The sequence below is a fragment of the Rhodoferax sp. OV413 genome (assembly GCF_945881795.1).
Lineage (GTDB): Bacteria > Pseudomonadota > Gammaproteobacteria > Burkholderiales > Burkholderiaceae_C > Allorhodoferax.
In genome coordinates, this window is sequence record NZ_CAMCVG010000071.1 from 1 (window position 1) to 11,259 (window position 11,259).

An 11,259-nucleotide genomic window follows, 5' to 3' on the forward strand; every position below is an offset into this window, starting at 1 on the left:
TCCAGGCGGCCAAGGTGCCCAGCTTGCTGCTGATCCAGTCCATGCCGGAGGCGAATTTCAAGAGTGCATTCACAAAAAGTCTCCATGTCGTCAACTGCGCACAGTGCGGCATTCACCGCATCTGCGCGACTCACCCGCATCGTGCACCAAAAGGCCTGCAAAAAGTCTCACGCAAACCCTTGGTAAGGCTGCCCAGTGTCCCGAAAATGGAACTGGCAGCAAGCGGAGTTTTTGGATATTTTAAGGCTTTTGAGCTCGTGTTTTATGCGCGGGCAGCTATAAAAAACGTAGCAGTCTTGATGCCGGCGATGGTCAGGGCCAGGGAGCCTATCAGATGCACCGCGGCGGTGGCCAGCGCCATCACATAGCGCTGCTGCCCCAGCATGGCCACCACTTCTGCCGAGAAGCTGGAGAAGGTGGTCAGCCCGCCCAGAAAGCCGGTGATCAGGGCCAGGCGCCACACCGGGTCGAGTTGCGGCAGCGCCTGGAAAACGGCCACCGCCACGCCCACCAGATAGCCGCCAATCAGGTTGGCAGCCAGCGTGCCGAATGGGAGTACGGCGCTGGCGCCAGGCAGTGGGTTAAGCCAGAGGCTCAGCTGCCAGCGGGCGAGCGCTCCGGCGCTGGCACCTAGGCAGATAGCGATGACAGCAAGCATTACCTGGCTTCCGGTGTAAACGGCTGGCCCTGCACCGTAGCGCCTTGCGCCGAGAGGCTGGCGGCAGTGGCCGGCTTGATGCCTTTGACCCGCGCCATCAGGTCACTCCAGCCGGTGAAGCTGCCCGCCGACCGGGCTTTCAGAATGCGCGCGGTGCTGCTGGGCCCCAGGCCGCGCAGCCCGTCGAGCTGAGCTTCGGTGGCGGTGTTGATTTCCAGCGCCATGGCGTGCCCGAAGACGCCCAGCGCCAGAACCACACCCCCTAGGGCCCGTGCGAGCCAGGTTACGGCAGGGTGGCGAGGGAATAGCGGGGGGCGCACCAATACCCTCCCTCAGGCCTTGCGGCGGGCGAGCCAGTCGATGTACTTGTCCACGCCGGTCTGAACGTCGGCAAACTGGTGATCGCAACCGGTAGCGCGCAGTGCGCTCAGATCGGCTTGGGTGTAGCACTGGTATTTGCCCCGCAGTGCGTCGGGGAAGGGGATGTACTCGACCAGCCCAAGGGCAGCGATGTCGGGCAGGCTCAAAGCAGGCTCTCCGCGCAGGCGACGCATGGCGTTGACCACCGAGCTGGCCACATCATTAAACGGCTGCGCGCGGCCGCTGCCGAGGTTGAAGATGCCGCATTGCGAGGGATGGTCAAAGAACCAGAGGTTGACTGCGACCACGTCGTCGATGAACACGAAGTCGCGCATCTGGCCGCCGGCGGGATAGCCGCCGTAGTCACCGAACAGCTTGACCTTCCCCTCAGCCTGGAACTGGTTGAACTGGTGGAACGCCACGCTCGCCATGCGGCCCTTGTGCTGTTCGCGTGCGCCGTACACATTGAAATACCGGAAACCCACCACCTGGTGGGTGCGGCCGGCCTTGGTGCGCTCGAACTGCGCTCCGCACTCGCGCCGCATGCGTTGGTCGAACAAAAGTTTGGAATACCCGTACACATTGAGCGGTGCCTCAAAGGCAGGCTCCTCGCGGAAGGTGTCTGAGCCGCCGTAGGTGGCGGCGCTGGAGGCGTACAACAACCGCGCTCCGCGCTTCTGGCAGGCCTGAAACAGGTGCCAGGACAGCGTGTAGTTGTTGGCCATCATGTATTTGCCGTCCTGCTCCATGGTGTCGCTGCAGGCGCCTTCGTGGAACACCGCCTCGATCTGGCCGTAGTGGCCGCCGGCGAAGTCGTCGTAGAAGCTGTCCATGTCCACATAGTCGGCAATCTTCAGGTCCACCAGATTGCGGAACTTGTCGCCCTGCTTGAGGTCGTCCACCGCGATGATGTCGTTCATGCCGCGGGCGTTGAGGCCCGCAATGATGTTGCTGCCGATAAAGCCGGCCGCGCCGGTGACCACAATGCGTGTCATGCAAAAAGTTCCTCGTAAGACACCGTGGCGGTGCCGAATTTACCCACCACAATGCCGCCGGCCCGGTTGGCCATAGGCACCGCATCGCGCAGCGTCATGCCGGCGCCCACCAGCGTTGCCATGGTGGCAATCACGGTGTCGCCCGCGCCGGTGACATCAAACACTTCTCGCGCCTGCGCGCTTACATGCAGATGGCCTTGCGCATCAAACAGGGTCATACCTTCCTCGCTGCGGGTCAGCAGCACGGCGTCGAGTGCCAGCTGTTCGCGCAGTGCTTGCACCTTGGCCTGCAAATCCGCCTCATGGACCCACGCACCTACCACCTGCTGCAACTCGGCGCGATTGGGCGTGATCACGGTGGCCTGCCGGTAGCGCGAATAGTCGCTGCCTTTGGGGTCGATGAAAATCGGCTTGCCGGCCGCGCGGGCGGCGGTGATCATGTCGCTCACGTGCGCCAGCCCGCCCTTGCCGTAGTCAGAGAACAGAATGGCGTCATGCACCGGCAGCAAGGTGCTGAAGGTGGCGGTTTGCGTGGCCAGCACCTCGCTGGGGGGCGTGTTTTCGAAGTCGAGCCGGATGAGCTGCTGCTGGCGCCCGATGATGCGCAGCTTGACGGTGGTCTTGAGTGCGGCATCCCGACCGAAGTGGGTGCGTATGCCGGTTGTGGCAACCAGCGCTTCCAGCTTGTGGCTGGCTTCGTCATCGCCCACCACCGTCAGCAGGGAGGCCTGCGCGCCGAGCGTGGCCGCATTCAGGGCAACGTTGGCAGCGCCGCCGCAGCGTTCTTCTTCGCGGGTAATGCGTACTACCGGTACCGGGGCCTCGGGGCTGATGCGGTCCACCGCGCCGTACCAGTAGCGGTCCAGCATCACGTCGCCCACGACGAGGACGCGGGACGCCGCAATGTGTGTTTTTGTCATGCTCAAAGGGTTTGTCATAGCTCTTCAACGCGGCGCGCGGGGTAGCTGTCCCAGGCCTGGCAACCCGGGCATTGCCAGAAATGCACCTTGGCCTCGAAGCCGCAGGCGGCGCAGCGGTAACGGGTCAGGGGCTTGACGGCATGGTCCAGCGCGCGCTGCACCTGGGGGTGAAAGGCCTCACGCTCAAGCTTCTCACCGGCAATCCATTTGCTCGCAGCGACCAGCGAGGGCTCTTTTTCAAGGTGGTGCGCGTACCAGTCGCGCGCGGTGGGGGTGAGTGCGCTGGAGCGGGCCTCGAGTTGCACGATGGCGTCCAGCACATCCAAAGATGGCTGGTCACGGTAATGCTGCTTGAGCAAATGAAGCGTCGAGGCCTCTTCGCCAGCGGCAATGGCGGCCAGCGCCAGCAGTGGGGCAATCAGGGGCACCGCCGTGGGGCATGCATGCATGGCCTCGGTGAGCACGCGAATGCTTTGCCCGTGGTCTGCGGCTGCAGTGAGCAGGGCCGCCATATCGATTCGCGGGCGCGGTGTCTGCGGAGCATTGTCCATGGCCTGTTGCAACAGGGCTTTTGCGGCATCGGCTTCGCCCGCGCTGTAGAGGGCGGCCGCCTGTTCGCACAGGTAGTGCGCCAGCCGCCCGCTGAAGCTGCCCTGGCCGGATGCTTCGAGCTTTCGGGCAACGCCAGCGGCGTGTTCCCAGTCGCGCGAGCGCTCATAGTTGGCCAGCAGGGCCAGCCGTGCCTGTGCTTCAAATCGGGTGCCCTCGAGCTTGAGCAGGGCCGCCTCGGCGCGGTCGAGCAGGCCGGCTTTGAGGTAGTCGAGCGCCAGCGCATGTTGTGCGCGGTGCCGGTCATCGTCACTCAGGTCGCCGCGCGAGAGCAGATGCTCGTGCACCCGCACGGCACGTTCGTATTCGCCGCGCCGGCGGAACAGGTTGCCCAGCGCGAAATGCAGCTCCGAGGTGTCTGGGTCGCTTTGTACTGCCTCTATGAATGCGTCAATCGCCTGGTCCTGCTGTTCGTTGAGCAAGAAGTTCAGGCCCTTGAAGTAGGCCTTAGGCGCCTGCCGGTTTTCGATGCGCAGCTGGCGTATGTCCAGGCGCGAGGCCAGCCAGCCAAGCACAAAGGCCAACAGCAGACTGATCAGCAAAAGCGATAAATCAAAGTCCATGCGGGGGAACCAGAGGCGCTGCGTTCGCTTCGGCGGTCAGGTTGGCGCGCGCCAGATCGGCATCGGTGCGGGCCCTGCGAGCCGCACTGCGGTGGCGCCACCAGCGAGGCACCATGCCCAGCACGCCGACCAGAAGCCCGGCCGCGAAGGCGCTCAGCACCACCAGCACCATGGGTGCAGTCCAGCGCGTACCAAAGAAAAAGTGCACCGTGACGTCGCCCTGATTGTTAAGTGCAAAGGCGAAGAGCGTAAAAAAAATGGCCGCTTTAAGTAGCCACTTAAAGAGCCATGCGATCTGTTTCATTGCTGTCCTCGGTGTCGAGGCATTCTACTCAAGGCTGTGCCTTGGATTCCAGCTCGGCAGTGCGTTGGTCCACGGCTTCGCGCAGTGCTTTGCCGGGCTTGAAATGGGGCACACGCTTCTCAGGAATGGCCACGCTCTCACCGCTGCGCGGGTTGCGTCCCATGCGGGGCGGGCGGTGGTTGATGGAGAAGCTGCCGAAGCCGCGGATTTCAATCCGGTGGCCGCGCACCAGTGCGTCGTTCATGGCATCCAGAATGGCCTTCACGGCGAACTCGGCGTCGCGATGGGTGAGCTGGCTGAATCGGTTGGCCAGTTCTTCAACGATGTCGGATCGGGTCATGGCAAGGGGCGAATTCGGGCGAAGAAAAAAACGACCGGCGCGGTGAAGCAGCCGGTCGTTCGATCAGGTCAACAACGAGGTCTTAGTTGTTGTCCAACTTGGCGCGCAGGAGTGCACCCAGGCTGGTGGTGCCGGCGTTGGTGTTGGTCTGATTCAGGGAAGCCATGGCTTCGTTCTGGTCAGCCATGTCCTTGGCCTTGATGGACAGCTGGATGTTGCGGGTCTTGCGATCCACGTTCACCACCACAGCGGTCACTTCGTCGCCTTCTTTCAGCACGTTGCGGGCGTCTTCCACGCGGTCACGGCTGATTTCGGAGGCGCGCAGGTAGCCGATGATGTCTTCGCCGAGGTCGATTTCAGCGCCCTTGGCGTCCACGGTCTTGACCTTGCCGGTCACCGATGCGCCCTTGTCATTGACGGAGACGAAGGTGGTGAACGGGTCGGAATCCAGCTGCTTGATACCCAAGGAGATGCGCTCGCGGTCCACGTCGACGGCCAGAACCAATGCTTCCACCTCCTGGCCCTTCTTGAATTCGCGCACGGCGGCTTCGCCGGACTCGTTCCAAGACAGGTCAGAGAGGTGAACCAGACCGTCGATGCCGGCAGCCAGACCCACAAACACGCCGAAGTCGGTGATGGACTTGATGGGGCCCTTCACGCGGTCACCGCGCTTGGTGTTTTGCGCAAATTCTTGCCAAGGGTTGGCCTTGCATTGCTTCATGCCCAGGGAGATACGACGCTTGTCTTCGTCGATTTCCAGCACCATAACTTCGACTTCGTCGCCCAGAGCCACGATCTTCGAAGGTGCAACGTTCTTGTTGGTCCAGTCCATTTCAGACACGTGCACCAGGCCTTCGATGCCGGGTTCGAGTTCCACAAACGCGCCGTAGTCGGCGATGTTGGTGATCTTGCCGAACATGCGGGTGCCTTGGGGGTAGCGGCGGTTGACGCCCATCCAAGGGTCGTCGCCCATTTGCTTCAGACCCAGAGACACGCGGTTCTTTTCGGTGTCGAACTTCAGGATCTTGGCAGTGATTTCCTGGCCGGCTGTCACCACTTCAGACGGGTGACGGACGCGGCGCCATGCCATGTCGGTGATGTGCAGCAGGCCGTCGATACCGCCCAGGTCCACGAACGCACCGTATTCGGTAATGTTCTTGACCACGCCTTGCACCACAGAGCCTTCTTTCAGGGTGGCCATCAGGTTGGCGCGCTCGGCGCCCATCGACGCTTCCACCACCGCACGGCGACTCAGCACGACGTTGTTGCGCTTACGGTCGAGCTTGATGACCTTGAATTCCAGGGTCTTGTTTTCGTAGGGAGACAGGTCCTTGGTAGGACGGGTGTCCACCAGCGAGCCGGGCAGGAATGCGCGGATACCGTTGACCAGAACGGTCAGGCCGCCCTTGACCTTACCGGAGGTGGTGCCGGTCACGAATTCGCCGGACTCGAGGGCCTTTTCCAGGCTCATCCAGGAGGCCAGACGCTTGGCTTTGTCGCGGGAGAGGATGGTGTCGCCGTAGCCGTTTTCGACGGAGTCGATGGCCACCGACACGAAGTCGCCTACTTGGACTTCGAGTTCGCCCTTGTCGCTCTTGAATTCTTCGATTGGCACGTAGGCTTCAGACTTGAGGCCGGCGTTGACCACAACGAAACTGTGCTCGATACGGACGACTTCAGCGGTGATAACTTCACCGGTGCGCATTTCCGAGCGTTGTAGCGATTCTTCAAATAGGGCTGCGAAAGATTCAGACATGAGTTAGTGCGGCTGGACCGCAGGGTTTTTTGCGTGTGAACGCGGGTTCGTTGTTGAACCCCATTGCTCTTGGTGTGAACCGGTGCGCTGACGCGCGAGAGGAGCCGTGGGGGCCAGTGTGCTTTTCAGCCTTCGCTGTGAGGCTCCGGCTGAAAAGGCTGCTTGCTTTGCCACCAGTTCAATACGGTTTCGACAGACGCATCGACTGTCAAATCCGAGTTGTCCAGCAACAAGGCGTCTTGTGCGGGCTTCAAGGGAGCGACAGGCCGGGACGTGTCCCGCAAGTCGCGCGCCTCAAGGTCTGCGCGAAGAGCGTCGAGTGTAGCGGAAATGCCCTTTGACATCAATTGCTTATGGCGGCGCTCGGCGCGTCGGGAGGCGCTGGCGGTCAGGTAGACCTTCAGGGGAGCTTCGGGGAAGATGGTGGTGCCCATGTCCCGCCCGTCTGCCACCAGGCCGGGCAGTTGGCGGAAATTGCGCTGCACACCCACCAGAGCCTCCCGCACGGCTGGGAATGCCGATACCTTGGATGCGTTCATGCCTGCCTCCTCGGTGCGGATGGCCTCGCTCACGTCTTCGTCGGCCAGCCAGATGTGGCTTCCTTCGAAGTGGATGGGCAGGCTCTGCAGGAGAGCGACGATGGCTAGCTCATGGGCCGCTTCCAGCGCAATGCCGGCGCGCGTGGCTGCCAGGCCGGTAATGCGGTAGAGCGAGCCGGAGTCCAGAAAGTGGTAGCCCAGCTGTTCGGCCAGCAATGCAGCCAGCGTCCCCTTGCCTGAGGCAGTGGGGCCGTCCACGCAAATGACGGGAATCACTGTCGGCGCCACACGGGCCACCGAGAACAGGGCTTCAAAGTAATCGGGAAAGGTCTTGGCGACGCACTTGGGGTCTTCAATCCGCACCGGCACACCGGCGGGGTTGAAGGCTGCCAGCGAAAAGCACATGGCAACGCGGTGGTCGTCGTAGGTGTGGATGCTGGCGGCACGCCAGTCTGACGGTGCTGCGGGCGGCGTGACCTGAATGTAGTCGGCCCCTTCGACAACGGTGGCCCCGAGCTTGCGCAACTCGTTGGCCATGGCAGCAATACGGTCGGTCTCTTTGACGCGCCAGCTGGCGATGTTGCGAAGGGTGGTGGTGCCGTCGGCGTAGAGCGCCATCACGGCCAGCGTCATGGCGGCGTCGGGAATGTGGTTGCAGTCCAGCTCGATGGCTTTGAGCGGCCAGGCCCCGCGCTGCACCTGCAGCCAGTTGGGGCCGCTGGTGATGCTGGCGCCCATAGCTTCCGCTGCCTCGATGAAGCGGATGTCGCCTTGGATCGAGTCCGCGCCCAAGCCTTGAATTTTGATGCCATTTGGGCCATTTACGACCGTGGATATTGCGCCAAGTGCTATGAAATAGCTAGCGCTGGACGCGTCCGCTTCGACGTGAATGTCTCCCGGCGAGCGCAGCTTGGCCCCGCCCGGAATGGTGAATCGCTGCCAGCCCTCGCGCTCCACCTGCACGCCAAAGCGCGCCAGCATGTTGAGCGTGATTTCAATATACGGGCGGGAGATCAGCTCGCCCACCACCTCGATGACGATGGGTTGTGCTGCTACCAGGGGCAGCGCCATCAGCAGGGCGGTCAGGAACTGGCTCGACACATCGCCGCGCACCCGAATGGGCGCGTTGAGCTGCAAGGCGGGTTGGCCGATCTTGAGCGGGGGGAAGCCCGGGTTGCCAAGGTAATCAATCGTGCAGCCGAGCTGGCGCAGCGCGTCCACCAGATCGCCAATCGGGCGCTCGTGCATCCGGGGCACGCCGCTGAGCTCAAAGTCGCCGCCCACCACCGCAAGCGCTGCGGTGAGCGGGCGCATGGCGGTGCCTGCATTTCCCATGAACAGCTGGGCAGACCCGCGAGGCAACTTGCCGCCCAGACCGGTGATTTGCACCGTGGTACCGGCTTGTTGCACCGTGCAGCCCAGCGCGCGCAGGGCCACCAACATGACGCGGGTGTCGTCCGAATCCAGCAGGTCGTGGATGGTGGTGGTGCCTTCGCTCATGGCCGAGAGCAGCAGGACGCGGTTGGAAATGCTTTTGGATCCGGGCAGGGTCACGGTGCCCGCGGCGTGCGCCAGGGGGGGGAGATCGAGGAAGGCGGTAGAGAACATCAGCTTGTGTGTTTGGTTGCCATGGTCCAGCCGGCGCGGGTAGTGCTGGCCTGTTTGATCAGGTCCTCAAGGGCTTCGCTGTTACCGGCAGAAATTACCCGCTCCAAGACCTGCAGCGAATGGGTAAAGCGTTGGCTTTGTGCCAACAGCTCGGCCCGGTTGGCCATCAGGATGTCGCGCCAGATGGTGGGGTCGCTGGCGGCGATGCGGGTGAAGTCGCGAAAGCCGGGCCCGGCGAGTGCCAGAAAGTCGTCGCCATCGGGTTGCGCGGTGATGCCGTTCATCATGGCAAAGGCCAACAAGTGGGGCAGGTGGCTCACCGCCGCAAAGGCAGCGTCGTGCCTCTCGGGCGACATGGTGCGCACGTGGCAGCCCAGAGCGTTCCACAGGTCGTGGGCCTGCTGCAGCTGGGGCGGGTGGGTTGCTCCGGTGGGGGTAAGGATGACTTGTTTGCCGGTGTAGAGGTCGGCATCGGAGTGATCTACGCCGGCGCATTCTTTGCCGGCAATCGGGTGGGCGGGCACGAAGCAGCCCACATGGTCGCGCAAGCCGCGCTGCGCTGCCTCTACCACGTCGCACTTGGTGGAGCCCACGTCCATGATGAGCATGGAGGGTGTGACCAGGTGCCTGATGGCTGCAAGGGAAGCCTCGGTGGCAGACACCGGCACCGCCAGTAACACCAGGTCTGAGCCCGCTACAGCCTCCAGCGCTGAGGGGGCTTCGATGTCGATGACCCCCATTTGCCGCGCCCGCGCGGTGGTCGATGGCGATTTGCTGTAACCCACTACCCGCCGGGTCAGCCCTGCACGCTTGAGCGCCAGCGCGAAGGAGCCGCCCATCAGGCCGCAACCTATCAATCCGAGTTGTTCAAACATGGCGGTGCTGCTGGGGGGGTGATCAATCAGCCAGGGGGTACGCGCCCAATACCTTGTAGTAGGCGCACAGGCCGGCCAGATCGGCCAAGGCGGCGGCCACATGCGGCTGGGACGGGTGGCCCTGCAGGTCGATGTAGAAGTAATACTCCCACTGGCCGCTCCGGGCGGGGCGGGATTCAAACCGTGTCATGGACACACCGTGTTGTTTCAGTGGCACCAGCAGGTCGTGCACCGCGCCGGGCCGGTTGGGCACCGACACCACCAGGCTGGTGCAGTCCTTGCCAGAGGCCTGCGGCGCCGGCAGCACGCCGGGCAGGCATACCACCACAAAGCGGGTGCGGTTAAAGGCCTCGTCCTGAATCGCGTGGGATGCGGTGTGCAGGCCGAATTCCGAGCCCGCCCGCTCGCTGGCAATGCCCGCCCATGCAGGGTTGGTGGCAGCCAGGCGCGCGCCCTCGGCGTTGCTGGATACCGCGCGCCGCTCTGCGTGCGGCAGGTGGGTGCTGAGCCAATGCTGGCACTGGGCCAGCGCCTGCGGATGTGCCAGCACGACTTCAATGCCTTCGAGCGACGCGGTGGTGCGCAACAGGTGGTGGCGCACCAGCAGGCTGATTTCGCCCACGATGTGCAGTGGCGAATTCAGCAGCAAATCGAGCGAACGGGTGACCACGCCTTCGGTGCTGTTTTCTACCGGCACCACGCCGAACTCCGCAGAGCCTGCGGTGGCGGCATGAAAAACTTCGTCAAAGTTGGAGCAGGGCACATGGGTGATGCTCGAGCCAAAAAAGCGCAGGGCGGCCTCTTCGCTGAACGTGCCCTTGGGGCCCAGGTAGGCCACGCGTTGCGGTGCCTCGAGGGCGCGGCAGGCAGACATGATTTCGCGCCAGATCAGCGCGACGCTGGCCTTTTTCAGCGGGCCCTGGTTGCCGTCTTGCAAGGTTTGGATGACCTGCGCCTCCCGCTCTGGGCGGAAGACAGGCGAGCCCTCCACCTTCTTGATTTCGCCGACCTCGCTGGCCAGCGCGGCGCGGCGGTTGAGCAGGGCAAGGAGCTCGAGGTCGAGCGCGTCAATCAGCACGCGCAGTTCGGGAAGTGTCTTGGCCATGGTGGGTTTATCCGTGGGTTTTTTCAAACGCCTGCAGGTAGGCAACCAGCGCCTGCACGCCCTCGAGCGGTATGGCGTTGTAGATGCTCGCCCGCATACCGCCGACCGACTTGTGCCCCTTGAGCTGCAGCAGCCCGGCTTCTTTGGCTTCCGCCAGAAACGCGTCGTTCAGGCGCTCGTCGCGCAAGAAAAACGGCACATTCATGCGCGAGCGTGCCGCCTTGGCAACGTGGTTGACATACAGGCCGGAGGCGTCGATCGCGCCATACAGCAGCTCGGCCTTGGCGATGTTGCGGGCCTCCATAGCGGCAATCCCTCCCTGGCGCTTGAGCCACTGGAACACCAGACCGGCGATGTAGATGGAGAACGTGGGCGGCGTGTTGAACATCGATTCGTTGTTTGCCACTGTCTGGTAGTCAAAGGCGCTCGGGCAGACCGTCTGGGCAAAACCCAGCAGGTCTTCGCGCACCACTACCAGCGTCAGCCCGGCAGGGCCCAGGTTTTTTTGTGCGCCGCCGAAGGCCAGCCCGACCTTGGACCAGTCCACGCTGCGCGAGGCCACGTGCGACGAGAAGTCGATCACCAGCTCAGCGCTCGAGCCCAGCGCCTTCAGGTCGGGCAGGGTAT

General features: G+C 63.3%; 12 protein-coding genes. All 12 read right to left on the reverse strand.

Features of this window, described 5'->3' with window-relative positions:
• Nucleotides 1–262: 262 nt before the first annotated feature.
• Nucleotides 263–658, reverse strand: coding sequence for a fluoride efflux transporter CrcB (gene crcB / locus Q0O05_RS09250; RefSeq protein ID WP_293662357.1), 396 nt, complete (start codon nucleotides 656–658; stop codon nucleotides 263–265).
• The gene (locus Q0O05_RS09255; RefSeq protein ID WP_293662358.1) at nucleotides 658–978 is read right to left on the reverse strand and encodes a helix-hairpin-helix domain-containing protein; all 321 of its coding nucleotides are present in this window, start codon (nucleotides 976–978) and stop codon (nucleotides 658–660) included. The genes crcB and Q0O05_RS09255 overlap by 1 nt, the downstream gene beginning before the upstream one ends.
• A gap of 12 nt (nucleotides 979–990) precedes the next feature.
• A complete protein-coding gene (rfaD, locus tag Q0O05_RS09260; RefSeq protein WP_293662359.1) occupies nucleotides 991–2,013 on the reverse strand; it encodes an ADP-glyceromanno-heptose 6-epimerase in 1,023 nt (340 codons plus the stop codon).
• Nucleotides 2,010–2,933, reverse strand: coding sequence for a D-glycero-beta-D-manno-heptose-7-phosphate kinase (rfaE1, locus tag Q0O05_RS09265; RefSeq protein ID WP_293662361.1), 924 nt, complete (start codon nucleotides 2,931–2,933; stop codon nucleotides 2,010–2,012). Before rfaE1 ends, rfaD begins: the two co-directional genes overlap by 4 nt.
• Nucleotides 2,934–2,947: 14 nt before the next feature.
• Nucleotides 2,948–4,105 carry a lipopolysaccharide assembly protein LapB gene (gene lapB, locus Q0O05_RS09270; RefSeq protein WP_293662363.1) on the reverse strand — a complete coding sequence of 386 codons (1,158 nt, stop codon included), beginning with the start codon at nucleotides 4,103–4,105 and terminating at the stop codon, nucleotides 2,948–2,950.
• Nucleotides 4,095–4,409: a LapA family protein gene (locus Q0O05_RS09275; RefSeq protein ID WP_293662365.1), complete on the reverse strand. Its 315-nt coding sequence runs from the start codon at nucleotides 4,407–4,409 to the stop codon at nucleotides 4,095–4,097. Before Q0O05_RS09275 ends, lapB begins: the two co-directional genes overlap by 11 nt.
• 28 nt (nucleotides 4,410–4,437) lie before the next feature.
• Complete coding sequence (locus Q0O05_RS09280; protein WP_293662367.1) at nucleotides 4,438–4,749, reverse strand: integration host factor subunit beta; 312 nt, start codon at nucleotides 4,747–4,749, stop codon at nucleotides 4,438–4,440.
• Nucleotides 4,750–4,831: 82 nt separating this feature from the next.
• Nucleotides 4,832–6,505: a 30S ribosomal protein S1 gene (gene rpsA / locus Q0O05_RS09285; RefSeq protein WP_293662368.1), complete on the reverse strand. Its 1,674-nt coding sequence runs from the start codon at nucleotides 6,503–6,505 to the stop codon at nucleotides 4,832–4,834.
• A gap of 125 nt (nucleotides 6,506–6,630) precedes the next feature.
• The gene (locus tag Q0O05_RS09290; protein ID WP_293662370.1) at nucleotides 6,631–8,652 is read right to left on the reverse strand and encodes a bifunctional 3-phosphoshikimate 1-carboxyvinyltransferase/cytidylate kinase; all 2,022 of its coding nucleotides are present in this window, start codon (nucleotides 8,650–8,652) and stop codon (nucleotides 6,631–6,633) included.
• Complete coding sequence (locus Q0O05_RS09295) at nucleotides 8,652–9,527, reverse strand: prephenate dehydrogenase/arogenate dehydrogenase family protein (protein WP_293662372.1); 876 nt, start codon at nucleotides 9,525–9,527, stop codon at nucleotides 8,652–8,654. Before Q0O05_RS09295 ends, Q0O05_RS09290 begins: the two co-directional genes overlap by 1 nt.
• A gap of 22 nt (nucleotides 9,528–9,549) precedes the next feature.
• On the reverse strand, nucleotides 9,550–10,632 hold the full coding sequence (gene pheA / locus Q0O05_RS09300) for a prephenate dehydratase (RefSeq protein WP_293662374.1): 1,083 nt from the start codon (nucleotides 10,630–10,632) through the stop codon (nucleotides 9,550–9,552).
• Between the two features lie 7 nt (nucleotides 10,633–10,639).
• The coding region (serC, locus tag Q0O05_RS09305) for a 3-phosphoserine/phosphohydroxythreonine transaminase (protein WP_293662376.1) at nucleotides 10,640–11,259 on the reverse strand (620 nt) is incomplete at its 5' end.

Coding starts and splice junctions, on each gene's coding strand:
- crcB (WP_293662357.1), bottom strand. CDS start 658: ATGCTTGCTGTCATCGCTATCTGCCTAGGTGCCAGCGCCGGAGCGCTC.
- rfaD (WP_293662359.1), bottom strand. CDS start 2,013: ATGACACGCATTGTGGTCACCGGCGCGGCCGGCTTTATCGGCAGCAAC.
- rfaE1 (WP_293662361.1), bottom strand. CDS start 2,933: ATGACAAAAACACACATTGCGGCGTCCCGCGTCCTCGTCGTGGGCGAC.
- lapB (WP_293662363.1), bottom strand. CDS start 4,105: ATGGACTTTGATTTATCGCTTTTGCTGATCAGTCTGCTGTTGGCCTTT.
- Q0O05_RS09275 (WP_293662365.1), bottom strand. CDS start 4,409: ATGAAACAGATCGCATGGCTCTTTAAGTGGCTACTTAAAGCGGCCATT.
- Q0O05_RS09280 (WP_293662367.1), bottom strand. CDS start 4,749: ATGACCCGATCCGACATCGTTGAAGAACTGGCCAACCGATTCAGCCAG.
- rpsA (WP_293662368.1), bottom strand. CDS start 6,505: ATGTCTGAATCTTTCGCAGCCCTATTTGAAGAATCGCTACAACGCTCG.
- Q0O05_RS09290 (WP_293662370.1), bottom strand. CDS start 8,652: ATGTTCTCTACCGCCTTCCTCGATCTCCCCCCCCTGGCGCACGCCGCG.
- Q0O05_RS09295 (WP_293662372.1), bottom strand. CDS start 9,527: ATGTTTGAACAACTCGGATTGATAGGTTGCGGCCTGATGGGCGGCTCC.
- pheA (WP_293662374.1), bottom strand. CDS start 10,632: ATGGCCAAGACACTTCCCGAACTGCGCGTGCTGATTGACGCGCTCGAC.